Here is a 22,899-nt window from a genome sequence, read left to right on the forward strand (position 1 = left end):
GGCCGGGGCTTTTTATCGCAACTGTCATACACTACGCCGACGCGGCGAGATTCGTCAACCATGCCGCCGGGAAAGGCGCACGCTGTAGCAAAGGCGTCCAGGGCGTGTCCCTGCGTTCAAGCGTGTCCCAGCGGTTCTTCTGTTGTTCCAGCAGGTTGCGCTGCGTCCGCGTCATGACGGCGTTTCTTGCGTTGGGCGCGCTTCTGTTCTTCCTCTTCCCGCAGGGCGCGGCGCAGCACCTTGCCCACAATGGTCTTGGGCAGACTTTCACGAAATTCCACCAGGCGCGGCACCTTGTAGTTGGCCAGCTTTTGCCGACACCAGGCAATGATGTCCGCCTTGGTCAGGGTTTCGCCCTGACGGGGCACCACATAGGCTTTGAGCACTTCGCCGCGCAGGTCGTCGCCGATGCCCACGCTCACGGCTTCCAGCACCTTGGGGTGTTCCAGCAGCACTTCGTCCACCTCGCGGGGGTAGACGTTGTAGCCGCCCACCAGGACCATATCTTTTTTGCGATCCAGGATGTAAAAGTAGCCGTCTTCATCCATGCTGGCCAAATCGCCAGTGTAGAGCCAGCCGTTGCGCAAGGCGCTGGCCGTTTCGTCGGGCCGCCGCCAGTAGCCGTGCATGACCTGCGGCCCCTGCACCACCAGTTCGCCCATCTTGCCGGGGGGCAGGGTCAGGGAGCCGCCCTCCATGTCCACAATGCGGGCGTCCGTGCCTGGCACGGGCATGCCGATGGAATTGGCCCGCTGCCCCTGTTTGCCCAGAGGGTTGATGTGGGTGATGGGCGAGGCTTCGGTAAGGCCGTAGCCTTCCAGAATGGCCGCGCCTGTGGCTTCCTGAAAGCGGCGGAAGATTTCGCGCGGTAGGGGCGCGGATCCGGAAACGCATATCTGGATGCTGCCCAGGTCGAATTTGTTCAGATTTTTCTGCTGCAGCAAGGAAATGTAGACCGAGGGCGCGCCGGGAAAGATGGTGGGCTTGCGCTTGTCAATAAGGCGCAGCACGTCCTGCGGCACATAGCGCGGCAAGGGCAGGGTGGTGGAGGCCAGGGCCATGGGGATGATCAGCCCCGTGGTCAGGCCGTAGACGTGAAAGAAGGGCAGCAAAGAAATGAAGGTGTGGTGCGTTTCGGGGCGGACATTGATAATGTTCAGCACCTGGCGGCAGTTGGTGCCCAGGTTGGCGTGGGTGAGCACGACGCCCTTGGGCAGGCCGGTAGTGCCCCCGGTGTACTGCAGCATGATGGGGTCGCGCTGGGGGTCGGCAATGGGCGCCGCATAGCGTCGCGCCCCTTTGCAGAAGCTCTGCCAGGCAAAAACGTTTTTGTTGTCGTAGGGGATGGGGGCTTTGTTGCTGCGACGCTTTTTCAGCTTGTACAGCCAGTTGAGAGGAAAGGACAGAGAATCCGCCGCACTGGTGACAATAAAGTTGCGCAAAGGCAGGCGGTCCCGCAGAGCGTCTATGCGCGGCCAGAGCATATCCAGCAGGATCATGTGCTCCGCGCCGGAATCCTGCATGTTGGCCACGATTTCCTTTTCCATATACAGGGGGTTGGTCATGACCACCACGGCCCCGGCCTTGATGACGCCCCAGAAGGCGATCATGGTCTGCGGCAGGTTGGGCAGCATGATGGCCACCCGCTGTCCGGAGCGCACGCCCATGCGCCGCAGTGCGCCGGCAAAAAGTTCGGCCCGCTCCCGCAGTTTTTTGTAGGTAATGCGCGTGTTCTGAAAAATGAGCGCGTAGCGGTTGGGGTATTTTTCCGCCGCTTCGTCCAGCATGGCGTAGAGGGGTTTGTTCCACACGCTGGCGGTGTGGGGCACAAAGGCATCATAGTGGTCAAACCAGGGGCGGGTAAGTTCTGTGCTCATAACCGTTCGGCAGTGGGGTTCAGGGGGGAGGAATGTTCCGCAGCGTCCAGGGGCGCGGCCTGTGCGCTGACCACGGCATAGGCCTTGATGCCCTCAAGCCGGCCGGTAAAGCCCAGGCCTTCTTCGGTGGTGGCCTTAACATTGACGCAGCTCTGGGGCAGGCCCAGCAGCCGGGCCACGTTTTTGCGGATAGCCGCGCCGTGGGGAGCCATGCGCGGTTTTTGGGCCACAATGGTCAGGTCCGCGTGGCAGGGCGTGACGCCCGCCTCGCGTACCATAGTCAGCACCCTGTCCAGCAGCAGGGCGGAAGAAACGCCCTCCAGAGTGGGGTCGCTGTCGGGAAAATGCCGGCCAATGTCGCCCAACGCGGCGCAGCCCAGCAGGGCGTCGGCCAGGGCGTGCAGCAGCACGTCGCCGTCCGAGTGGGCTACTACCTCAAAGCCGCCTTCTATGGGCACGCCGCCCAGGCGCAGGGGGCGGCCAGAGCCGTAGCGGTGCACATCATAGCCCATGCCGGTGCAGAAGCGCGGTATGGGGGTGGCAGGGCGCAGCAAATCCAGGTCTTGGGGATGGGTCAGTTTGACATTGACGGTTTCGCCTGGCACTACGCGCACCTCCTCGCCCAGGGCTTCCAGCAGGGCTGCGTCGTCCGTGGCCGGGCCGCCGGGGGCGGCCAGAGCCGCCGCATGGGCGCGGCGCAGGGTCGCGCAGCAAAAGCCCTGCGGGGTCTGCACGGCCGCCAGGCTGTGCCGGGGCAGGGTGGCAAGCACCTTGCCTTCCGCCACGGTTTTAATGGTATCGGTGACGGGCAGAGCGGGCACTACGCCCACTGCGCCTTCCCGCAAGGCCGCACAGACGCGCTGCACCAGGGCCGGGCTCACAAAGGGGCGGGCCGCATCGTGCACCAGCACCCAGCGCGTGCGCGCGGGCAGGGCGGCCAAACCCTGGCGTACGGAATCCTGCCGGGTTTCGCCGCCGTCGGCGCAGACCCAGGGCAAGCCGAGGTCGTGGCTGCGGCACAGGGCGCGCAGGCGCTCTTCTTCCGCCGCGCGGCGCTGGGGCGGAAAAACAAAGACCAGACCGGCCGTCAGGCCGCTGCGGCTCATGGCCTGGGCTGCGTGCCAGTAGAGGGGCAGGCCGCGCCAGGGCAAAAACTGTTTGGCTTCGCCGCCTGTGGCGGCCGCCATGCGACTGCCGTGCCCGGCGGCCAGCACCAGGGCCCAGGGAGCATCTTCGGCGTCGGACGTGAAAACAGGTTGGGGCATGGGCGTGCTCACAGTATAAAAACAACGGGAGTGGGACGATAAGCCGGGTTCTGTCCGCGCGGCAAGCGCGCGTGACCGTCATTCCTCTAGGAGCGCAGTTGCCTGCGCCCTCCAGCAACCTACCCGGAAGGCATGGGCCGGGCCGGCCGCCTTCCCTATTTGGTCTTGCTCCAGACGGGGTATGCCGAGCATGCCGCGTCACCGCGGCATCTGGTGGGCTCTTGCCCCACCGTTTCACCCTTACCCCGCACGCGGCGGGGCGGTTTGCTTTCTGTGGCGCTGTCCGAGGGTCGCCCCTCCTGGGTGTTACCCAGCGTCCTGCCCTGTGGAGCCCGGACTTTCCTCCCCGGGCACGCGGCCCGCGGCGACGGTCTGTCCCACTCCCGTTACTTTGTGTTGCGGTCTTGCGTGCAGACCACAGCAAAACCGTACGGCTGCAGTTCAGGGCATTGCAACGTTGCCCTGCCCTGGCGGTTGCATAAGCAAACGCCCGCCGTGGAGGCGCACGCGCAGGTCTTTGCGCGCTTGAGCGTCGGGACGAGCGTGCCGTAACCTTTGGGAATACATATTCTCAAAGCTAGGCGGCTCTGGCGCTCCGGCGGCAGCGTAAACCCGCTTGCCTCAAGTGGCTGCTGCGCCTGCGGGGCAATAACCAGCCGTTGTGTCGGCTCCGGTTCCCACGCAGGCCGGTGTGCCGGGCAAGCGGCCTCAGGCCTGGTCGTTGGCCGGGGCCTGCGGTGCGCACTGGGGCTGCTCCGCATCCTGAAAATGTTCGCACCAGAAAATCAGGCGCTGGCAGTTGGGGCAGCTCAATATCTGCTGGCCGCGCTGCAGCTCGATGAAGGTCTGCGGCGGCACGGCGATGTGGCAGCCCGTGCAGACGCCTTCCCGCACAGCCACGATGACCGGGTGATCCAGCCGCTCACGGATGAATTCGTAGCGCAGAAAAACCGGGTGGGGGATGGCCGTGCCCACATTGGCGCGTTTGGCGTCCAACTGCACCAGACTGGCCTGGGCTTTTTGCAGCCGGGCGTCCAGATTGCTGCGTTTGTCTTCCAGTTCGGCCTTGAGGGCGTTATAAGTTACGTCCAGTTCGGCTAGGGCGTCGTTCTGGCTTTGGACTTCATCCAGCAAGGTCATTTTTTCTTCTTCGCGGGAGCGATTGACCTTTTCCATGCTGTCCATTTCGCGCAGTACGGCGTGATATTCGCGGGTATTGCCCACCAGGGTGAGCTTGTTTTTGCTTTTTTTGATGCGGGCCGCGTCATCGTCGATTTCGAGCGAAAGACGCTTCTGCTGCTCCTGCAGGTGGGTCAGCTTGTCCAGCACATAATTGCGTTGGGTTTCCACCGCGGCAAAGCGCTGTTCCAGGGCTTCCAGATCGCCGGGGGCGCGGTCCAGCTCCTGCCGGACTTCGTGGATGGCGTCGTCAACTTTTTGCAGTTCAACAAGTTGACGGATTTGTTCAAAATAGACGGCACTGCTCATGGAAGAGGTCCTCCTCGCGGATCAGGAAAAAACAACAGGGCGGAAGGGCGATCGCGACGGCACAAAGTGTACGGCCACGCCCGTCAAGGTCTGTTGCAGCAACAGGCTCATGTGGCGCATCATTTCTTCTTCCAGGCTATGGTGCCCCACGTCCAGAAGGCAGACGGCGGCTTCGAGAGCCGCGTGATACTTGATGTCGCCGGTAATATACAACTGTGCGTCGGCCTGGGCCGCCGCGTCCATCAGAGAGGCGCCCGAACCGGTGCAGTAAGCCACCCGGCGCACGTGGGTCGCCTGCGGGCCGCAGCAGACGGCCGTGCTCAGGTCCAGCCGCCGCGCCAGGCGTGCGGCCAGATCAGCCACGGAACAGGCCTGGGGCAGGTCGCCCGCCAGGCCGTAGCCGGGGGGCAGCTCCGTCCCCTGGGCCGGGGCTGCGGGTTCCAGCACGCAAAGGTTGTTGAGTTCCAGCTCCCGCGCCAGCCAGCCCGCCGGTCCGTGGGGGTTGACGTCCAGCGACGTGTGCGCGGCGTAGAGGGGCACATCCGCGCTCAGCAGCAGGCGCAGGGCCTCGTGGTAGTTGTTGCAGCAATTGGGCAGGGTGGGCTTGAGGGTCAGGGGATGGTGGCTGAGGACCATCTCCGCCCCTTGAGCTAGGGCGGCGGCCAAGGAGGCCGGCGTGGGGTCCAGGCACACGGCCAGACTGCGCACTTCTGTGCGGCGGGCCGCCACCTGCAGGCCGGAAAGATCCCAGGACGCAGCCTGCCCCAGAGGCGCAATTTTTTCTATGGCGTCAATAATTTCAATCAGTTGCATGTATTTCACCGGGAATAAAAAAGGCACTTTCGCGCTCTGTGCTACAAAAGTGCCCTTGGTGCGGCGGCAAGAAAACGTTGTGCGACGCTTGCGGCAATGGAATGACACACCTCTGTAAACAGGTGGGGAGCTGTTCCCGACCCGCATGCTCTTAATCGAGGAAGGATAGAGAGAGAGCCGGGTATTGTCAAGCCGCGTTGCCGACCAAGGCCAGACCCATGGCCCGCAACGCGGCGCAAAACTTACAGCTCACGCAGATAGCGCACAGCATTGACGAAAAGCAGCGTGCCCGGCGGGTCCAACTCACCCCTGGTCCAGCCCGGGTGGTTGGTGACATGGTGAAATGCCTCAGGGTGGGGCATAAGGCCCAGCACGCGGCCGGTGGGATCCGTGAGGCCGGCGATGGCCAGGGCCGATCCATTGGGGTTATAAGGATATTCCTGGGTGGGCAGGCCTGTCTTTGGGTCGGCGTACTGCAGGGCGATAAGGTTTTCTTTCTGCAGGCGGCTCAGGCAATCCGCGTCGCGGGGCACCAGCTTGCCCTCGCCGTGGCGCACGGGCATGGCCAGGGGGGGCAGGCCTTTGGTGAACACGCAGGGGCTTTGGGCGTTGGGCGCAAGGCGCACCCAGCGGTCTTCAAAGCGGGCGGAGTCGTTGTGTCCCAGCGAGACCTGGCGTTCGAAGCGGTGGCCGTCCAGGGCGGGCAGCACGCCCAGCTTGACCAGCAGCTGAAAGCCGTTGCAGATGCCCAGCACCAGCTTGCCGGCCTCAAGAAAGCGGTCCAGTTGCTCCCGCAGGGGCACGCCCGCAGCGTCTTCAAGGTAGCGCCAGCGCATAACGGCGGTCTGGGCCGCGCCCAAATCGTCGCCGTCCAGAAAGCCACCGGGAAAAATGAGGAAGTGATAGTCGTCCAAGTGAACCTTGGCGGCCACCAGGTCGGAAAAGTGCACCACGTCGGCCCGGTCGGCTCCGGCCAGGCGGGCGGTGTGGGCGGTTTCCAGATGCGAATTGGTGCCGTAGCCGGTGATGACCAGCGTATTGACCGTGCCCATGCGGGGAAAGCCTCCTTGACAAACAGCGCCGCCTGCCGACCCCTGCCGGCGACGGCATACGGCAGCGGGGCCCGGCGCGGCCGGCCCGCCGCAAGCGCGGGAGGGGGCCCCGTACGGGATGCCCGTCTGCATGGGGAATACCACACTACGTACCTTGCTTTGGATAGTCAATGCTGGCAAAAAAAATCGTCTTGGTGTATGTAGACGAAGATGTGCTTGGGGATGTGCCTTGGCACGCCACAATCAAGGTTGAGAGGCCATGAAAACAAAGTATATTTTTGTGACGGGCGGTGTGCTTTCGTCACTGGGCAAAGGCCTGGCGGCCGCTTCCCTGGGCGCGTTGCTGCAGACGCGCGGGCTGACGGTCACCATCCAGAAGCTGGACCCGTACATTAACGTGGACCCCGGCACAATGAACCCTTTTCAGCACGGCGAAGTCTTTGTCACCGACGACGGCGCCGAAACCGACCTGGACCTGGGCCACTATGAGCGCTACCTCAACGTGCCCATGTCCCGCAAGAACAACACCACCTCCGGGGCCATTTACAACCACGTCATTGCCAAAGAGCGCCACGGCGACTATCTGGGCGCCACGGTGCAGGTGATTCCCCACATCACCGATGAGATTAAGAGCGTGGTGCTTTCGCTGGCTGAAGGCGATGACGCGCCAGACGTGGCCATCATCGAAATCGGCGGCACCGTGGGCGACATTGAAGGCCTGCCTTTTCTGGAGGCCATCCGCCAGCTGCGTTCGGAGCTGGGCCGCGACAATTGCCTGAACATCCACCTCACCTTGGTGCCCTACTTGCGCACGGCGGGTGAGCACAAGACCAAGCCCACCCAGCACAGCGTCAAAGAGCTGCTCTCCATCGGCATTCAGCCGGACATCATCCTCTGCCGCTGCGAGCAGAGCATCCCCGAAGAGCTGCGCCGCAAGATCGCCCTGTTCTGCAATGTGGACCAGGACGCCGTGTTCTCTTCGGTGGACGTAAACAACATTTATGAAGTGCCCCTCAAGTTTTATGAGGAGGGCTTTGACCAGAAAGTGGCCATCATGCTGCGCCTGCCCGCGCGCAATGCCCACCTGGAAGCCTGGGAAAAGCTGGTCAGCGATTGCGCCAATCCCAAAGGCCAGGTAACCATTGCCATTGTGGGCAAGTATGTGGATCTGAAGGAAGCCTACAAGAGCCTGCACGAGGCGCTTATCCACGGCGGGGTGGCCAACCGGGTGGATGTGGAGCTGCGCTACGTCAATTCAGAAAATGTGACCGAGGCCAATGCCGCCGGGCACTTTGAGGGCTGTGACGGCATCTTGGTGCCCGGAGGTTTCGGCTACCGGGGGGTGGAGGGCAAAATTGCGGCCATCCGCTACGCGCGGGAAAAGGGCGTGCCTTTCTTCGGCATTTGCCTTGGCATGCAGTGCGCCGTCATTGAATTTGCCCGGCACGTGGCCGGGTTGGAAGATGCCAATTCCGAGGAATTTAACCCTCTTTCCGACCACAAGGTCATTTACCTCATGACGGAATGGTACGACTTCCGTACCAAGAACGTGGAGCGGCGCGACGCCGGCAGCGACAAGGGCGGCACCATGCGCCTGGGCGCGTACCCCTGCAAGCTGCTGCCCGGCACCAAGGCGCACGATGCCTACAAAAAAGACCTGGTGGAGGAGCGCCACCGCCACCGCTACGAGTTCAACAACGCTTTTCGCGAGATGTTCGGCCAGAAGGGCATGGTCTTCAGCGGTACGGCTCCGGACGACTCACTGGTGGAAATCATTGAGCTGCCGGACCATCCCTGGTTTCTGGGCTGCCAGTTCCATCCGGAATTCAAATCCCGGCCCATGAACGCGCACCCTTTGTTCCGCGAGTTTATCGGCGCGGCCAAAAAATACGCCAAGGGACACGGCAGGAGCTGAGCTTCGGCCTTTGCGCCCGGCTTGTACAGGGCCGTTCCGTGAAGGGCCGCGCGGCGTCGCGCCTTTCGCGGAGCGGCTTTTTTGGCGCCAAAGGGCGGCTTGGGCTGTGACGTGCAGCGTCCCTTGGCGGCGACTGGGCCACCAAATCGCGGGGGCGGTCCATTGCGCCCGCACAACTGCTGGCTATTGCATAATTTTTATAGCTGTGGCACATTCCTTGTAAACAAAAATCAGGTAGTTTTCTCGTCGCTTGAGGGCGGAAGGGACACATGGCACTGGAACTTCGGCAGCAACTAAAGCTGGCACAACAATTGGTGATGACCCCGCAACTGCAGCAGGCCATCAAATTGTTGCAGCTCTCTCGTCTGGAACTTCTGGAAACGGTCCAGCAGGAGCTGGTGGAAAACCCGTTTCTGGAGGAATCCGGCGGCGAAGAGGCCGGGCCGGAAACCGTGGCCGAAGACGGGCGCGAACCCGTGGCCGAAGAGGTCTATGACCGTGAGCTGGCCAAGGACGCCGACTGGGAAGATTATCTGGGTGAATTTGCCAGTACCCCCCGCCTGTCGCAGTCCCGCGAGTACGAGGCCGCCGAAGAAATTTCGCCCTTGGAGGCCCGCTACGCCGCCAAGCCCACCTTGGAAGGCCACCTGCTCTGGCAGCTCCGGCTTTCGCAGTTGACCGACGCACAGAAGGCCATTGGCGAGGTGATCATCGGCAACCTTTCTTCATCGGGCTATTTGCAGGCCAGCGTGGAGGAAGTGGCGGAGATGGCCCACGCCGCGCCCGACGAGGTGCGCGCCGTTCTTGAAAAGGTGCAGCATTTTGACCCTGTGGGCGTGGCCGCCCGGGACGCGCGGGAGTGTCTGCTGGTGCAGATCCGCAATCTGCACTATGACCGCGACCCCATCCTTGTGGAGTTGGTTACATCCCACCTGGAAGATCTGGAGGCAAAACGTTACAAGCCCCTGCTGCGCAAGTTCAAGCTGGATATGGAAGGCCTGCGGGAGTATCTGGACATCATCCAGAGCCTGGACCCGCTGCCCGGCGCCAGCTTTGGCGGGGGCGAGCCCACCTATGTGAGCCCGGACGTTTTTGTCTACAAAGTGGGCGATGAGTTTGTGATCCTGCTCAATGAGGATGGTTTGCCGCAGCTGCAGCTTTCGGCCATGAGCGGGATGGATCTGACCGCCGCTTCGGAGAAGGAAAAGGAATACTGTTCCGAAAAAATCCGCTCCGCTTCCTGGCTGATTAAAAGCCTTTACCAGCGCCAACGGACCCTGTATAAAGTGATGGAGAGCATTGTGCGTCACCAGCGGCCTTTTTTTGAAGAGGGCGTCACCAGGCTGGCCCCGCTCATCCTCAAGGACATTGCCGACGATATCGGCATGCACGAGTCCACGGTAAGCCGCATCACCACCAACAAATATGTGGCTACGCCCCACGGCATTTTTGAACTGAAATTTTTCTTCAACAGCGGGCTGGAACTGGACGACGGCAGCCAGGTGGGCTCTGAAAGCGTCAAGGCGCTGATCAAAAAATTTATTGCGGATGAAGACCCCCACGCGCCCTTGAGCGACGAACGCATCGGCGAAATGCTCAAAGAGCGCCTCAAGGTCAACATCGCCCGACGCACGGTGGCCAAATACCGCACCGCTCTCGATATTCCTTCTTCATCACGGCGCAAGGAGCACTTTTAGGCCCCTGTCTGGTCCGGCCTTAAGCGCCCCGGCGCCCCACACCAGGAGGACTTCATGAACATCTCCTTCGCCTTCAAAAACTTCGACGCCTCCGACCATCTGAAAAAATACGCTCGCCGCCGCATGGAAAAGCTGGGGCGGTTTTTTGGCAAATCCGCCGGTCTGGACGTGGCCGTGGTGCTGACCGTGGACAAATTCCGCCATCGCTGCGAGGTTACCGTCACCGGCGAGGGCCTGCACATTAATGCTTCAGAACAGACTTCGGACATGTACGCCGCCATTGACCTGGTGACGGACAAGGTGGAAGCCCAGATCAAGCGTCAGGTTTCACGGGTCAAGGAGCAGCGCCGCAAGGCCCGCAACGCCGAAGTGGACGTGTTTACCTATACCGTGGACGCCGAAGGCGAGGCCCCGCAGCCTGTGGAAGGTACGGACCGGCTGGCCACAAAACCCCTGCATCTGGATGAGGCGCTCATGCAGCTGGATTCCATCGGTAGTGATTTTCTGGTCTTTTTTAATGCGGAGAACAGCCGTATCAATGTGGTTTATCGTACGCGCGCCAGCGGGTATGCGTTGATTGATCCCGTATTGTAGGCGCAAGTGCTTCCTGGGCGGGGCTTTCCTCCGTCCGAAGTAAGCCTTTTGCAGGGGCCGCTCGGTTGGAGCGGCCCCACGCGGCTGCATACGGCGGGTTTCCCTGCAGCGGCAGGCGAGAGATCGGGGCGGCCRTGGACGAACCGGCCTTGCCGCGAGAGGGCGTTATGAGCAAAACCGTAGCGGCGGCTGCCGCCTCCACATCCACAAGTGCGCCGGCCTCTGCGCCGGTGCGGGTCTGCGTGGTTACGGGGCTTTCCGGTGCGGGCAAGAGCACCGCGCTGAAAGTGTTTGAAGACATGGGGCACTTTGTGGTGGACGGCCTGCCCGCCAGCCTGGCGCCGGAAATGGCGGCCATGATGTCCCGCCCTTCAATGAGCCATTTTCAGGGCATTGCGCTGGGCATGGACCTGCGGCAAAGCACTTTTCTGGACGACCTGAACGCCTCGCTGGAGGCCCTGGCCGCGCAGAGCATTCGCCCCACCTTGTTGTTTCTGGAGGCCTCGACGCAGGAGCTTATGCGCCGGTACGCCACCACCAGGCGGCCCCACCCCCTGGAGCGGGAGGGCATGGGCCTGGAGGCGGCCCTCAAGGCGGAGCGCGACAAGCTGCGTCCTTTGCGGGAGCTGGCCGATCTGGTGGTGGATACTACGCGGTTTTCCATCCACGATCTGCGCAGAGCCATTCAGAAGCGCTGGGGCAGCAGCCGGGGCAGACTGCGGGCCATCCGGGTCAATGTCATTTCCTTCGGCTTCAAGTACGGCGTACCGCGTGAGGCGGATTTGGTTTTTGACCTGCGCTTTTTGCCCAATCCCTATTTTCTGGAAAATCTGCGCCCCCTCTGCGGCCGGGACAAGCCCGTGGCCGACTACGTTTTTGCCACGCCCCAGGCGCGGGAATTTCGCGCCAAGTTGTTGGACCTGCTGTTTTTCATGTTGCCGCTCATGGAAACAGAAGGGCGTTACAGGGTGACCATTGCCGTGGGTTGCACCGGCGGCCGCCATCGCTCTGTGGCCATGGCCGAGGCCCTGTGGCAGGCGCTCCGGCAGGCGGACTATCCGGCCTCTCTTGAGCACCGGCATCTTGAACTTGGTTGAAAAAGCTGGCACGCTCAGCCCTGCGAGGTTTGTCATGACGGACGAAAATACTGCAAACGTCGAAAACGGCGAGCAGGACGCCGGCGGTCGGGTCGGCGTTATTGTGGTTTCCCATGCCGACTACGGTTCGGCCATGCTCCGCACGGCGGAATTTATTCTGGGGCCGCAGAGCGACTGTTGCTCCATTAGTGTGGACGTGGCCCACGAAGTGTCCGAAACCGTGCGCCGTCTGGACGACGCAGCCCAGCGCCTGGACAAGGGTGCCGGCGTCATTGTGCTTACGGATATGTTTGGCGGCACGCCTACCAATCTGGCCCTTTCACTGTTGGCCACCCACAAGGTGGAGGTGGTCACGGGGGTGAACTTGCCCATGCTCCTCAAGGTCTTTACGTCACGGGACAAGGAGCTGGAAGAACTGGCCCAGCTGGCCGGTGAAGCCGGGGCCAAGGGCATTGTGGTGGCGGGCAGCATGCTGCGCAACAAACCTCGTGACAAGAATGCCGGTTAGTATGTGGTTTCGGGTGGACAACCGGCTGGTGCACGGACAGGTTATTGAGGCGTGGCTGCCCTATACGGGGGCGCGGCATCTGGTGGTGGCCAACGACGAACTGGCCACGGATTTTTTGCGGCAGCAGATCGTGGCCCTGGCCGTACCCCAGCGGGTGGCGGTCCATTTTATTCCAGTCAGGGAGTTGGCAGCTACCCTCAATAGCTGCGGCGAGGAGAGTTTTGTGCTCTTTGCCACCTGCCAGGACGCGCGTCGCGCCTGTGACGCCGGAATCGTCATGGAGGTGCTCAATATGGGCAACCTGCACTATGGTCCGGAAAAATTGCAGATTCTACCCAATGTAGCCTTGTCGCTGCAGGACAGGGAAGATTTGCGCGTCCTGCGGCAGCACTTGGTGCAGTTCGACTTTCGGTCTGTACCTTCGGAGACTGTGCGAGGCCCCCATGAGCAGCTTTTCTGATCCGTCCGCAGTGGCGACGCTGCTTACGGTGGGGACGCCCTACGCTTTTTTTTTGCCCTGGCCGGGGCGGCCCGCTTTACCTGCATAGCGGGCCTGGTGGACAGGCCCTTGTGCCTGGCCCTGCTCACGAGCTGGTGTACGGGAGATTGGGCCCTGGCCCTGCCGTTGGGCATTATTTTTGAACTGCTCTGGCTGGACACGCTGGAGCTGGGCGGCGTGGTGCCGCCCTACGGCGGGCTGAGCTTTCTGCTGGCCTTTCCTCTGTGCCGTCACTTTGGCCTGACCCAGGCGGGCGCAGCCCTGCTGCCGCTGTTTCTCTCCATGCTGGCGGCGTACGCGGCAACCTGGCTTGAGTTGCGGCAGCGGGCGGCGCAGAACATCCTTGCCCCGTCTCTTGAATCCTGGTGCGCGGGTGGCCGCGGCATATCCCCTGCCAGGGCTGTTCTGGGGGCCGCCCTGCGCCGCGCCATCTGGCAATGGGGCTTTTACGCCCTGTGGTTCTGTACGCTCTACCTGATTCTGGCGGTCCTTACAGCAGGGGGGCATTGGCCCCGCCTTTCACTGGTGACCTGGCCGGTGCTTTACGCGGCGGCTCTGCTGGGTGCGGTGCTCTCGTTACGGACCCGACAGGCCTATCTGGTGCTCATGGCTTCTCTGGGCGGTCTGGCCCTACTGTTTTTCTGGCGGGGGGCGTAACCGCGCCGCAGCAGAGCGTCGGCGGCCGCTGTACTCGCCTGGGCGGGGGCCCCTGCTTGGCACAGATGGGGAACAATGCTGATGCGGCGTTGTTGTGGGTTCCTGCCAGGCCGCTGAGTACCCCCTGGTGACTACACGAAAGGTTAAAAATTTGGCTGCTTTTGTGGGCAGCAATATTAGCCAGCTTCGCCGCAGTAAAGGCATGACCCAGGCCGAACTTGCAGAGCGGCTTGGCGTTGGCAATGATTCTTTTTCTAGAGCATTTAACACTTGAAATGCTCGCTTACGGCAGGCAAAAGCCTGCCTTCTCGCATTTTGTGGCAAGGATTTTCAAGAAAATCCTTGCAGAGCAGTTAGCTCATTTCATTCGCTAACTGCTCTAGAATAGAGAAAGGAGTGGTAGCCCCAAGATTTCAGCGGTTGGAGCTTATTGCTGAAGTCCTGGGGTGTACAGTTTCGGAATTGTTTGTCTGTAAAAACGAGGAAGTAGCGGCAAAGATATCTGTTATTGAAGATGTTCTGCTGCGGCTGCCGCAGGATGTCCGCAGCGAAGTGCTGCAGGTAATTCTGAACTTATTGTACAGCTTTCAGAAACTATTGCCTGTCTGCAGCATGCAGGCAGAAAAAGAATCGCAACGCGCAGAGCAAAACAGGGTAATGGTGGGGAAACCACCGTCTTCCTGAAAAGTGCGGCTACATCCCCAGCTGGGCGAGCATAGCGTCGATGGCAGACTGGGAAACCCCGTTTTTATCCGGGCCTTTGAGGGCCTCCTGACGGCGCTGCTGGAAAGTCTCCAACGCTTTGTCGGCCTCGTCCCGCAGCTCGGCAGCGGTTTTGTGGGGGTTGGTTTCCGCGCCTTCCAGCATGAGGCCGGAAGAAATGTACAGCTCCACCACGGTATTTTCGATCTGGTTCAGAGCGTCCACCACGCGTTTGATGCGCTGGCCGGTGATGTCCTGAAAGCTCAGGGTGGTAAGCAGGGTGGTTAAATCGTCGCCGAGCCGGTTGTTGTTGTCTTCCAGCCTGCACACCTGTGAAGGCGTGGCCGCGCCCTGGCGCACGGCGGCCAGCATTTCGGCGTTTTGGGCCTGCAGGTCCAGATGGCGCTCTACAATTTCCATGATGCTCATGGTGGCTGTTTCTGTGGCCTTAAGCACTTCGTTCAGTTGGTCCGAGGCTTCGTGAAACAGCGCGTCCGTGGCAGGGCCGGGCAGGGGCTGGTCTTTGGACGCGGTGTAGATCTGGCGGTAAATTTCTCTGAGACCTTGGCGCATGTCCGCAGTCAGCTCTTTGTACACGGCGGGTTCGTCAGCCTTTTTGCTCATACCCTGCCCTTTGCGCGTGGCGCGGTTGTGGTAAAACTTGGCGGCGGCCCCGTGCGCTTGTCACACCCAGGGCCGCCAGGCCTCACTTGTTGGTCTTGAGAAAGGTTTTGGCTCGTGCGGCTTCGGGTGAGCTGGGGTATTTTTTGATCAGTTCCTGCATGCGGGCCTTGGCCGCCGCCCCCTGATTGAGCTTGCTGAAGCTGATGCCCTGCTTCAAGTAAGCGCCGGGCGCGCTGGACGACTTGGGGTACTTTTTGATGACGGTATCGTAGGCCAGGGCCGCGTCGGCAAACTGGTTGCGCTGGAAGTAGCACTCCGCCAGGTAGTACTGAGCTTCCGGGGCCTGGCTGTGGTCTTTATAGTTCTTGAGAAAGTCGGAAAAAGAACGTTGGGCCTCTTCGTATTTGCGGGAGTTGAAGGCATTGACGCCCGCGTCAAAGAGGGCCAGCGAAATATCCTTTTGCGGAGCCTGCACCTGCGTCTGCGGCTGGGGTGAAGGCTGGCCCCAGGTGCTGGCGCTGGGCGCCTGGGCCGGACCAGCCGCAGCCGGACCAGTCGCCGCAACGCCGGCAGCAGCGCCGGCCGCAGCGCCGGCAGCGGCCGCCTGGCCGTATGTGGGTTGGCCGTACGTGGGGCTCTGACCATAGGCGGGCGTCTGTCCATAGGCTGGGGTTTGCCCGTAGGCGGGCTGGGCTTGCGGCGCGGCCTGCACTGCGGGCGCGGCCGCAGCGCCGCCGGAAGCGGCGGTCATGGGGTCGCCCAGGTTCAGGTTCAGGGCCATGCTGCGCTCCACCTGGCGCAGGGCCTCGTCATGGGTTTTGACGCGTTCCACCAGGACGCGCGCGCCGCCCACGTTATGCAGGTCGTCCATTTGTCCTTTCAGCGTGTTCAGCTCTTGGCGCATGGCCTGCAGCTGATTCCAGGCGTCGGCCTGGGCGGGCTGCATCTGCCGCAGCTGCACGTCGTGCTGCTGCACCTGTTGTTCCAGGCTCAGGCTGCCGCTGCCGCTGCTGCTGCCCATGCAGCCACTCAGCGGCAAGGCTGCGCAGGTCAGGGTCAGAATATACAGGGAACGGAATGTGCGCATATATCTTCCTCATCTTCAAAGACGTTGGGGTTGTGGCGCGCCGCAGCGGTGCGGTTCAGGACTGCACCTCGCCCAGAGCTTTTTTGCGACCGGTAAAAATATAAATGATGCCGCCGAGGACCGGAACAAATACCACCAGCAACAGCCACAGCACGCGCTGTTGGGGGCTGGCGAACTCATGCCCCCAGATGTGCAGAATGCTCCACAGTGAAGGGATCATGGGCACCATCAAGATCAGCACATGCCACCAGTGAAAAATCATACAACCTCCTCGGGATGCGGCTGCCGCGCGCGGTGCGCCGGGACAGAAGCGTATTGCCCCTGCGGAAGGGCCCGCCCGCCGACACTTTGCCGCCCAGGCCTGCGTCATGCGCTCTTTTGCGGCGGGCGTCCCCGGGACCAATTTTTGCGCTGCTCCGTCCCGCCCACAAGAAGCGCGTTTTTGTCCCGCAATGCTTAATACTGCACACGGCAAAGCGGCGTGCAGTAAGCCGACATAAGGCGTGCCGCCATTACTTTTGTGTTGGCGGCTTGCGCCAAAGCACCAGGCAGGTCAGGGCTACCCCCACAAATATGGCGGCATCCGCCACATTAAATGCGGGCCAGTGCCAATCTTTCCAATAAATGTCCAGAAAGTCCACTACCGCGCGAAACCGCACCCTGTCCACCAGGTTGCCCAGCGCGCCCCCCATGATGCAGCCCAGGCCGGTCAGCAGGCAAGGGCCGTTTTCTTCGCTGCGGGCCACCAGCAGGATGGCCCCCACCGCCACGATGGTGGCGGCCAAAAACAGCCAGAACTGCCATTCCATGTCCGAGCGGTTCAAAAAGCCGAAGGCCGCGCCCCGGTTACGGATGTTGACCAGATCAAACAACCCCGCAATCACCGTGACCGGGCGGTGTTCCGGTATCAGGCGCATGACGGCCCATTTGCTCAACTGGTCCAGAAATAGGACCAGGGCGGCCACAGAGCCCAGCAGAGCATAGCGACGCGCCATATCAGCTCCGGCTGTTGTCCTGAGCGCAGACTACGGCCGTGCAGCGCGGGCAGAGGGCGGGGTGCTCTGCATTGCGGCCCAGCTCCGTACTGTATATCCAGCAGCGCTCACACTTGGCCCCCTGGGCTTTGCCGACCTCAATGCTCAGGCCGGACACCTCCGGGTCGCTGTAAGCTCCCTGGGGCGCGGCGGCCAGCGGCTGCAGGGCCAGCTGGGAGACGATGCACACGGCCCGCAGGTCCGTATCCAGGCCTTCCAGGCGCTGGCGCAGTTCGTCGGCTACATAAAGGGTCACCCGCGTGTCCAGGGCGTGCCCCACCACGCCGTCGCGGCGCAGGGGCTCAATGGCGCGGGTTACCGCGCCGCGCACGGCCAGCAGCACGTTCCAGTCATCGCGAACGCCGTCCGGCAGCAGAAAGGGGTCGAGATCGTCCAGCGGCGGCAGGGCAAAGACCGTGGCCTGCGGCACGCGCAGCCCTTCGGGAAGATGGCTGAGTATTTCCTCCGCCGTAAAAGAGAGTACCGGGGCCATATCGCGCAGCAGCAGGCGCAGGATGTGCCAGAGAGCCGTCTGGGCCGAGCGGCGTTCCACTCCGGTCCGGGACGAGGCGTAGAGGCGGTCCTTGAGAATGTCCAGATAGACGGCGGAAAGGTCGGTGACGCAGTAATTGTGCAGGCAGTGGTAGACCTTGTGGAAGTCGAAATCCATATAGGCCTGCTGCACCCGCTGGTGGGTGCGGGCGGCCGTGTCCAGAGCAAAGCGGTCCAGGGGCAGCAGGCCCGCCACGGGCAGCAGATCCTCGCGGGTCAGGTCGTGGAGGTTGCCCAGGATAAACCGGCAGGTGTTGCGGATGCGGCGGTAGGCGTCCACCAGCCGCCCCACGATTTCATCGGAAAGGCGGATATCCTCGCGGTAGTCCACCGAGGAGGCCCAGAGGCGGACGATTTCTGCGCCGTATTTTTCGGTGAGCTCTTGCGGCGCAATGATATTTCCCACGGATTTGGACATCTTGTGCCCTTCGCCGTCTACCACATAGCCGTGTGTGAGCACGCTGCGGTAGGGCGGGCAGCCCCGGTTGCCCTCGCTGACTAAAAGGGAACTGTGAAACCAGCCCCGGTGCTGGTCGGAACCTTCCAGGTACAGGTCCGCCGGGAAGGCAAGCTCCGGACGCTGTTCCAGTACGGCGGCAAAGCTGGTTCCCGAATCGAACCAGACGTCCAGGATGTCGGTTTCACGTTTCCAGTGGCTGCCGCCGCAGTGCGGGCAGGTCAGGCCCTGGGGTACAATATCCTTGATATCCGCCTCATACCAGTAATCGCAGCCCGTGGGGTGGGCGGCGAAGCGGTCGCAGAGACCTTCCATCCACTGGGGGTCGTTCCAGGCTTCCCCGCAGTCTTCACAGAGCAAGGCCAGAATGGGCACGCCCCACTGACGCTGGCGCGAGATGCACCAGTCCGGGCGCAATGCCACCATGTTGTGGATGCGCTCCCGGCCCCAGGCCGGAATCCAGCGCACCTGCTCGTCAATAGCCTTGAGGGCGCGGGCGCGCAGGTCGTTCTTTTCCATGCTGATGAACCACTGGGTAGTGGCGCGGAAGATGACCGGCTCCTTGCAGCGCCAGCAGTGCGGGTACGAGTGTTTGATACGCCCCTTGTGCAGCAGCGCTCCAACTTCTTCCAGCTTTTCCATAACCTTGGGGTTGGCCTCAAAAACATTGAGCCCGGCAAAGAAGGGCACTGTGGGCAAAAACCGCCCGGCGTCGTCCAGGGGGGAGAGGATGTCCAGCCCGTAAGCCAGGCCCACCTCGTAGTCTTCGCGGCCGTGGCCCGGCGCGGTGTGCACGCAGCCCGTGCCCGCGTCCAGGGTAACGTGTTTGCCCAGCACCAGGGGCGATTCCCGGTCGTAAAAGGGGTGGCGGGCCTTAAGGCCCGCGAGCTCCGCACCTGTGGCCCGGCCCAGCACGGCGGGGTTCGCCCAGCCGAAGCGCGCGGCGCAGTCTGCCAGCAGTTCGGCAGCCAGCAGGTACTGTGCGTCCCCGGCCTGCACCAGCACATATTCAAACTCCGGATGCAGGCACACGGCCATATTGTCCGGCAGGGTCCAGGGGGTGGTGGTCCAGATGACCACAAAAGCGCGGGCCGGGTCAGCCTGGGGGAAAAAGTTGCGCAGAGCGTCGTCGGGCAGGGCGAAGCGCACATAGATGGAGGGCGAGGTGTGGTCGGCGTATTCCACCTCGGCTTCAGCCAAGGCCGTGTGACAGGAGCAGCACCAGTAAATGGGCTTTTTGGCGCGCATGACGCCGCCCTTGGCCACAAAACGGGCCAGTTCCCGTGCGGTGGCCGCCTCGTAGGCGGGCTTCATGCTCATGTAGGGATCTTCCCACAGGCCCAGTACGCCCAGCCGTTTAAATTCCTTGCGCTGGATGTCGATCCACTTGGCGGCGTATTCGCGGCAGAGCCGCCGCACCACATGGGCAGGCAGGGATTTCTTTTTTTCTTTCAGTTCCTGTTCCACCTTGTGCTCAATGGGCAGGCCGTGGCAGTCCCAGCCCGGCACGTAACGCGAGGCGTAGCCCGCCATATTGCGGGATTTGACAATGATATCCTTGAGGATTTTGTTCAGGGCGTGGCCCATATGGAGGTGGCCGTTGGCGTAGGGCGGGCCGTCGTGCAGTACATAGCCGCCCTTGGAGCCGGAAGCGGCGGCCATAAGTTCCGCGGCGTTGATGGCGTCCCAGCGTTTGATGGCGTCCGGTTCTTTCCGGGCCAAATCGGCCTTCATGGGGAAGCTGGTCTTGGGCAGGTGCAGGGTCTTTTTATAATCGCTCATTCTGGCTCCGGCGGTAAAAACGCCACAAAATCATCCACATGGATAAATAACATAAAGAAAAAAACCGTCCTAGTGTGGGCAAAGAGCGCCCCAAAGTCAAGACTGCCCTGCGGCCGCAGGGCCCTTGCTGAAAAAAGGCCGCGCCACCGGCGTGGAACGGCCGCAACGCGTGGCAGCGGCATAATCCTGCCGCCAAAGCGGCGGAAGCATATGGGGCCGTATTATGTCAAAAACTACGCCTGGCTGCGGTGCGCACAGCGGCGCAACCGAGCAGCAGGCGTGCTTTTACGGCTGCAGGCAAGAGGTTTGCGGCGTAAGCCTTAAAACGGAGCCGGCGTGCCCTCCATAGCCTGGGCCAGTTCGCGCAGGGCGGAGAGGCTCTCCTGGGCTTCCTGGGGGGTCATAGTGTGCAGGGCAAAACCTGCGTGGACAATAACATAGTCCCCCACAGAAGGCGGTTCCGGCAAAAGCATGACGGAAGTGGTCAGAAAGGTCTGGCTTTCGCCCACGCGTACGCGGGCCATGCCGTTTTCCTGCAGTTCTTCGATTCTGGCGGGTATGGCGAGACACATGACGGTCTTCAGACCTCCTCAATGCGGATTCCTTACAGGATACGCATTCCCCGGCCCGACGGCAAGGTGTGGGGGGGCAAAAAAAGGGGGGCTTGCGGCCCCCCTTTGTACAGTTGTGGATCAGTCGTGCTTTTTGCTCTTCTTGTCAGGGAAGAGGATGAAGTTCCAGTACCACACATAGAGCGGCAGCACAATGAACATCATCACATAAGCCCAGCTCTTGGTGTAGAGGAAGTATTGATAAAAAGTATGGAATTCCATGGCAATCTCCTCTTGTGTTCTAGTGCGCATCCCTGAAGTCGGGGTGTTCGTAGAGCACGGGCATATGGTAGACGATGAAGCGGTACACCGTCACGATCATGGTCACCACAAATATGGAGATGCAGATTTCCCAGATGCTGGGGAAATAGCGCTCCGACGACGGCAGGGCGTAGTTGAAGGCGATCATGCTCACGTTGAAGCGGTTGAGCACAATGCCGATCACGGTATTGGCGGCGGCAAAGCGGCAGAGGCCCAGGCGGCGTTCCCGAGCGCCCTTGGCGTAGAGCAGGGCGGGCAGCAGCACAAAGCCCAGCATCTCCACCATCCACCATGCGCCGTAGCCAGTGAAGAGATAGGGGATGTTGGCCTGCACCAGCATATCAATGAGCTTGAGCATGAAGTAGGCGAAGAGAATGAACGACGCGGCCCGCGCAAAGCTGAAGACCACCTGGTCCGCCTCGCGCAGATGGGTCTTGTCCATATACTGGTGCACGCCTTTGTGGGCAAACATGCCTTCAAAGATGACCATGGACGCGCCTGCGGCCATGGAGCTCACAAAGAAGAACATGGGCATGAAGGGCGAGTACCACAGGGGATACAGCTTGCCGGGAGCGATAAGGTAGAGCGAACCCAGCGAAGACTGGTGCAGGGTGGACAGGGTCACGCCAAAGATGGTCAGCGGAATGGTCATCTTGATGACGACCTTGCGCCATTTGACCAGCCAGGGGAAGCGGGAGGCCAGCCATTCCATGGGTGCCACGGAAAACTCCACAAAGAGTACCGTGAGGTAGGTGGCCACGCACAGGCCCACTTCAAACAGCACAGACGTGGTGCCGGGGAAGAAGAACATGAAGGGCAGCCGCAGCGGGTGGCCCAGGTCGTACAGCAGGGCTATGACCACAAAGGCGTAGCCCAGGAAGGCCGTGGTCACGGCCGGCCGGATGGCCGAGTGGTAGTTGACCCCCATAATGTAGCAGGCCACGGTGGTAAAGTAGCCGCCGGCGGCCAGACACACGCCGCAGAGCAGATCAAAGCCGATCCACATGCCCCAGGGTTGGTTGTCGCTCAGATTGGTGACCGAGCCAATGCCCATGGTGAAGCGGATGATGGTGATGGTCAGCCCCACAGCCAGAATGATGGCAGTGATGATGTTGCCGGGTGTGGGCCGGAAAAATTCGCCCAAATTGAACAGCTTGTCCCTGGTGGGAATAACGATGCTGTGCTCAGCCATTTACTTATCCTCCCCGTGTTCCTGGCTGCCGGCCACTTCACGGGCCTTGAGGGCCTCGGTCATGGCGCGGCGGGCCGTATCGGCGGCGCCCGGTCCCTGGGTTTCCTCAATCTTGCGTACGGCGGCGTCCACAGCGGCGGCCACGTCTTCGCGGGCCTCCTTGGCGTGCTTTTCCTGCTCCGCTTTGTAGATGGACTCGCGGCGCTTGGTGATGGCGTAAGCCCCACCGAAGAGCACGGGCCAGAAGGCGACAATCATGGGCACGGTGCCCAGTGCGCCGTAGGTCAGCTCGCCCATGGGCTGGGTGCCCAGGTGGGTATCCAGACCCAGCTGCTTCCATGTGTCCGGGGCGTGCGCGTCCTTGGCGGGGGCGTCTTTGTCCGCAGCGGCCGGAACAGCCTTGGGCGCGGCCGGGGCCAGCACCATCCAGGCGGTGCCGCCGGCGTCCGCTTCGCCGTAGACGTAGTTGGTGTAGCGTTCGGGATTTTCGGCAATGCGCGCGCGGGCAATCTTGAGCAGGTCGCTGCGGCGGCCGAAGGTCAGGGCGTCCATGGGGCAGGCTTCCACACAGCCGGGCAGCTTGCCTTCCTTGAGACGCGGCTCGCAGAAGGTGCACTTCTGCACCAAGGGGTCAAAGGCTTCATCATATTGGAAGCCCGGCACATAGAAGGGACAGGCGACCATGCAGTAGCGGCAACCCACGCACTGACTGCCATTGTAGGATACGGTGCCGTCGGGCAGTTTTGTAAAGCATTTGGCAAAGCAGGCCGATGCGCAGGCCGGATCGTTGCAGTGGAAGCACTGCAATTTACGGAATACAGGTTTGCCGTCGACTTCGTATTTGTTTACCACCGTCCACTCGTAGGCCGAGGTACGGCGGCGCGTGGCCGTGACGGAAACGTCGGTAAAGGGCGTTTTGGGCTTGGGCAGGTGGTTGACCTTGTTGCAGGCCTCTTCACAACGGCGGCAGCCGATGCAGCGCGTGGTATCGTGCAGCACGCCGTAGCTGTCTGCATAGTAGGGGAAGGTGTGCACCCCGGCTTCGGCCACCTTGGCCGTGCTCAGGGCCGAGACCACACCCGCGCTTCCCATAAAAGTCAGGAATTTTCTGCGATTCATATGCGATTCTCCGTGC

At 61.9% G+C, this 22,899-nt stretch carries 23 protein-coding genes and 1 other RNA gene; 9 read left to right on the forward strand and 15 right to left on the reverse strand.

Translation table 11 applies throughout. From position 1 onward, the window contains the following. Positions 1-116 precede the first annotated feature (116 nt). The 6 genes from EB812_RS06520 to EB812_RS06545 all read right to left on the reverse strand — a co-directional run bounded on the left by EB812_RS06520 (position 117) and on the right by EB812_RS06545 (position 6,495). Positions 117-1,877 carry a long-chain-fatty-acid--CoA ligase gene (locus EB812_RS06520; protein WP_118229117.1) on the reverse strand — a complete coding sequence of 587 codons (1,761 nt, stop codon included), beginning with the start codon at positions 1,875-1,877 and terminating at the stop codon, positions 117-119. Then, positions 1,874-3,142, reverse strand: coding sequence for a 2-C-methyl-D-erythritol 4-phosphate cytidylyltransferase (gene ispD, locus EB812_RS06525; RefSeq protein ID WP_118229260.1), 1,269 nt, complete (start codon positions 3,140-3,142; stop codon positions 1,874-1,876). The genes EB812_RS06520 and ispD overlap by 4 nt, the downstream gene beginning before the upstream one ends. Positions 3,143-3,165: 23 nt before the next feature. Then, positions 3,166-3,526: RNase P RNA component class A (gene rnpB / locus EB812_RS06530), an RNA gene on the reverse strand. Positions 3,527-3,850: 324 nt separating this feature from the next. Beyond that, a complete protein-coding gene (locus tag EB812_RS06535) occupies positions 3,851-4,630 on the reverse strand; it encodes a zinc ribbon domain-containing protein (RefSeq protein WP_118229116.1) in 780 nt (259 codons plus the stop codon). 21 nt (positions 4,631-4,651) lie between these two features. Continuing rightward, the gene (locus EB812_RS06540) at positions 4,652-5,443 is read right to left on the reverse strand and encodes a Nif3-like dinuclear metal center hexameric protein (RefSeq protein ID WP_118229115.1); all 792 of its coding nucleotides are present in this window, start codon (positions 5,441-5,443) and stop codon (positions 4,652-4,654) included. A gap of 242 nt (positions 5,444-5,685) precedes the next feature. Beyond that, on the reverse strand, positions 5,686-6,495 hold the full coding sequence (locus tag EB812_RS06545; protein WP_118229114.1) for a phosphoribosylformylglycinamidine synthase subunit PurQ: 810 nt from the start codon (positions 6,493-6,495) through the stop codon (positions 5,686-5,688). Between the two features lie 259 nt (positions 6,496-6,754). Between EB812_RS06545 and EB812_RS06550 the strand changes: the two genes are divergently transcribed. The 9 genes from EB812_RS06550 (at position 6,755) to EB812_RS06585 (ending at position 14,146) form a co-directional block, all read left to right on the forward strand. Further along, entirely contained in the window at positions 6,755-8,410 is a 1,656-nt protein-coding gene (locus EB812_RS06550; RefSeq protein ID WP_118229113.1) for a CTP synthase, read from the forward strand. A 269-nt stretch (positions 8,411-8,679) separates the two neighbouring features. Continuing rightward, positions 8,680-10,107 (forward strand): RNA polymerase factor sigma-54, encoded by a 1,428-nt coding sequence (gene rpoN / locus EB812_RS06555; protein WP_118229112.1) that lies wholly within the window; start codon positions 8,680-8,682, stop codon positions 10,105-10,107. Positions 10,108-10,161: 54 nt separating this feature from the next. Further along, positions 10,162-10,701, forward strand: a complete 540-nt coding sequence (gene hpf, locus EB812_RS06560) for a ribosome hibernation-promoting factor, HPF/YfiA family (protein WP_118229111.1) — start codon at positions 10,162-10,164, stop codon at positions 10,699-10,701. Positions 10,702-10,868: 167 nt separating this feature from the next. Continuing rightward, positions 10,869-11,798, forward strand: coding sequence for an RNase adapter RapZ (gene rapZ, locus EB812_RS06565; protein ID WP_118229110.1), 930 nt, complete (start codon positions 10,869-10,871; stop codon positions 11,796-11,798). A gap of 34 nt (positions 11,799-11,832) precedes the next feature. Beyond that, a complete protein-coding gene (locus EB812_RS06570; protein ID WP_118229109.1) occupies positions 11,833-12,306 on the forward strand; it encodes a PTS sugar transporter subunit IIA in 474 nt (157 codons plus the stop codon). A 1-nt stretch (position 12,307) separates the two neighbouring features. Beyond that, the gene (locus EB812_RS06575; protein WP_118229108.1) at positions 12,308-12,766 is read left to right on the forward strand and encodes a PTS sugar transporter subunit IIB; all 459 of its coding nucleotides are present in this window, start codon (positions 12,308-12,310) and stop codon (positions 12,764-12,766) included. Between the two features lie 96 nt (positions 12,767-12,862). Beyond that, positions 12,863-13,462 carry a hypothetical protein gene (locus tag EB812_RS06580; protein WP_242621223.1) on the forward strand — a complete coding sequence of 200 codons (600 nt, stop codon included), beginning with the start codon at positions 12,863-12,865 and terminating at the stop codon, positions 13,460-13,462. Positions 13,463-13,625: 163 nt separating this feature from the next. Beyond that, positions 13,626-13,736 carry a helix-turn-helix transcriptional regulator gene (locus EB812_RS11975; RefSeq protein ID WP_353936904.1) on the forward strand — a complete coding sequence of 37 codons (111 nt, stop codon included), beginning with the start codon at positions 13,626-13,628 and terminating at the stop codon, positions 13,734-13,736. 86 nt (positions 13,737-13,822) lie between these two features. After that, on the forward strand, positions 13,823-14,146 hold the full coding sequence (locus tag EB812_RS06585) for a helix-turn-helix domain-containing protein (RefSeq protein ID WP_118229107.1): 324 nt from the start codon (positions 13,823-13,825) through the stop codon (positions 14,144-14,146). 9 nt (positions 14,147-14,155) lie between these two features. Here the strand turns inward: EB812_RS06585 and EB812_RS06590 are convergent, their stop codons facing one another. From EB812_RS06590 to EB812_RS06625, 9 genes are all read right to left on the reverse strand, one after another. After that, positions 14,156-14,788 carry a protein phosphatase CheZ gene (locus EB812_RS06590; RefSeq protein ID WP_118229106.1) on the reverse strand — a complete coding sequence of 211 codons (633 nt, stop codon included), beginning with the start codon at positions 14,786-14,788 and terminating at the stop codon, positions 14,156-14,158. A gap of 82 nt (positions 14,789-14,870) precedes the next feature. Further along, positions 14,871-15,875, reverse strand: a complete 1,005-nt coding sequence (gene ybgF / locus EB812_RS06595; protein ID WP_118229105.1) for a tol-pal system protein YbgF — start codon at positions 15,873-15,875, stop codon at positions 14,871-14,873. Positions 15,876-15,930: 55 nt separating this feature from the next. Beyond that, a complete protein-coding gene (locus EB812_RS06600; RefSeq protein ID WP_118229104.1) occupies positions 15,931-16,137 on the reverse strand; it encodes a PLDc N-terminal domain-containing protein in 207 nt (68 codons plus the stop codon). A gap of 250 nt (positions 16,138-16,387) precedes the next feature. Further along, positions 16,388-16,870 (reverse strand): signal peptidase II, encoded by a 483-nt coding sequence (lspA, locus tag EB812_RS06605; protein WP_118229103.1) that lies wholly within the window; start codon positions 16,868-16,870, stop codon positions 16,388-16,390. A gap of 1 nt (position 16,871) precedes the next feature. Continuing rightward, positions 16,872-19,700: an isoleucine--tRNA ligase gene (gene ileS / locus EB812_RS06610; RefSeq protein ID WP_118229102.1), complete on the reverse strand. Its 2,829-nt coding sequence runs from the start codon at positions 19,698-19,700 to the stop codon at positions 16,872-16,874. A 320-nt stretch (positions 19,701-20,020) separates the two neighbouring features. Next, positions 20,021-20,272: a HypC/HybG/HupF family hydrogenase formation chaperone gene (locus EB812_RS06615; RefSeq protein ID WP_118229101.1), complete on the reverse strand. Its 252-nt coding sequence runs from the start codon at positions 20,270-20,272 to the stop codon at positions 20,021-20,023. 120 nt (positions 20,273-20,392) lie between these two features. Continuing rightward, positions 20,393-20,533, reverse strand: coding sequence for a hypothetical protein (locus tag EB812_RS11670; RefSeq protein WP_165450905.1), 141 nt, complete (start codon positions 20,531-20,533; stop codon positions 20,393-20,395). A 19-nt stretch (positions 20,534-20,552) separates the two neighbouring features. Beyond that, positions 20,553-21,764 (reverse strand): sulfate respiration complex protein HmcC, encoded by a 1,212-nt coding sequence (hmcC, locus tag EB812_RS06620; RefSeq protein WP_118229100.1) that lies wholly within the window; start codon positions 21,762-21,764, stop codon positions 20,553-20,555. Next, a complete protein-coding gene (locus tag EB812_RS06625; protein ID WP_118229099.1) occupies positions 21,765-22,883 on the reverse strand; it encodes a 4Fe-4S dicluster domain-containing protein in 1,119 nt (372 codons plus the stop codon). Between the last annotated feature and the right edge of the window lie 16 nt (positions 22,884-22,899).

The sequence above is a fragment of the Desulfovibrio legallii genome, assembly GCF_004309735.1.
Classification (GTDB): Bacteria; Desulfobacterota; Desulfovibrionia; order Desulfovibrionales; family Desulfovibrionaceae; genus Desulfovibrio; species Desulfovibrio legallii.

Bases quoted from the DNA above. Each gene is read 5' to 3' on its own strand.
- EB812_RS06520 (WP_118229117.1), bottom strand. From the start codon at position 1,877: ATGAGCACAGAACTTACCCGCCCCTGGTTTGACCACTATGATGCCTTT.
- ispD (WP_118229260.1), bottom strand. From the start codon at position 3,142: ATGCCCCAACCTGTTTTCACGTCCGACGCCGAAGATGCTCCCTGGGCC.
- EB812_RS06535 (WP_118229116.1), bottom strand. From the start codon at position 4,630: ATGAGCAGTGCCGTCTATTTTGAACAAATCCGTCAACTTGTTGAACTG.
- EB812_RS06540 (WP_118229115.1), bottom strand. From the start codon at position 5,443: ATGCAACTGATTGAAATTATTGACGCCATAGAAAAAATTGCGCCTCTG.
- EB812_RS06545 (WP_118229114.1), bottom strand. From the start codon at position 6,495: ATGGGCACGGTCAATACGCTGGTCATCACCGGCTACGGCACCAATTCG.
- EB812_RS06550 (WP_118229113.1), top strand. From the start codon at position 6,755: ATGAAAACAAAGTATATTTTTGTGACGGGCGGTGTGCTTTCGTCACTG.
- rpoN (WP_118229112.1), top strand. From the start codon at position 8,680: ATGGCACTGGAACTTCGGCAGCAACTAAAGCTGGCACAACAATTGGTG.
- hpf (WP_118229111.1), top strand. From the start codon at position 10,162: ATGAACATCTCCTTCGCCTTCAAAAACTTCGACGCCTCCGACCATCTG.
- rapZ (WP_118229110.1), top strand. From the start codon at position 10,869: ATGAGCAAAACCGTAGCGGCGGCTGCCGCCTCCACATCCACAAGTGCG.
- EB812_RS06570 (WP_118229109.1), top strand. From the start codon at position 11,833: ATGACGGACGAAAATACTGCAAACGTCGAAAACGGCGAGCAGGACGCC.
- EB812_RS06575 (WP_118229108.1), top strand. From the start codon at position 12,308: ATGTGGTTTCGGGTGGACAACCGGCTGGTGCACGGACAGGTTATTGAG.
- EB812_RS06590 (WP_118229106.1), bottom strand. From the start codon at position 14,788: ATGAGCAAAAAGGCTGACGAACCCGCCGTGTACAAAGAGCTGACTGCG.
- ybgF (WP_118229105.1), bottom strand. From the start codon at position 15,875: ATGCGCACATTCCGTTCCCTGTATATTCTGACCCTGACCTGCGCAGCC.
- EB812_RS06600 (WP_118229104.1), bottom strand. From the start codon at position 16,137: ATGATTTTTCACTGGTGGCATGTGCTGATCTTGATGGTGCCCATGATC.
- lspA (WP_118229103.1), bottom strand. From the start codon at position 16,870: ATGGCGCGTCGCTATGCTCTGCTGGGCTCTGTGGCCGCCCTGGTCCTA.
- ileS (WP_118229102.1), bottom strand. From the start codon at position 19,700: ATGAGCGATTATAAAAAGACCCTGCACCTGCCCAAGACCAGCTTCCCC.
- EB812_RS06615 (WP_118229101.1), bottom strand. From the start codon at position 20,272: ATGTGTCTCGCCATACCCGCCAGAATCGAAGAACTGCAGGAAAACGGC.
- EB812_RS11670 (WP_165450905.1), bottom strand. From the start codon at position 20,533: ATGGAATTCCATACTTTTTATCAATACTTCCTCTACACCAAGAGCTGG.
- hmcC (WP_118229100.1), bottom strand. From the start codon at position 21,764: ATGGCTGAGCACAGCATCGTTATTCCCACCAGGGACAAGCTGTTCAAT.
- EB812_RS06625 (WP_118229099.1), bottom strand. From the start codon at position 22,883: ATGAATCGCAGAAAATTCCTGACTTTTATGGGAAGCGCGGGTGTGGTC.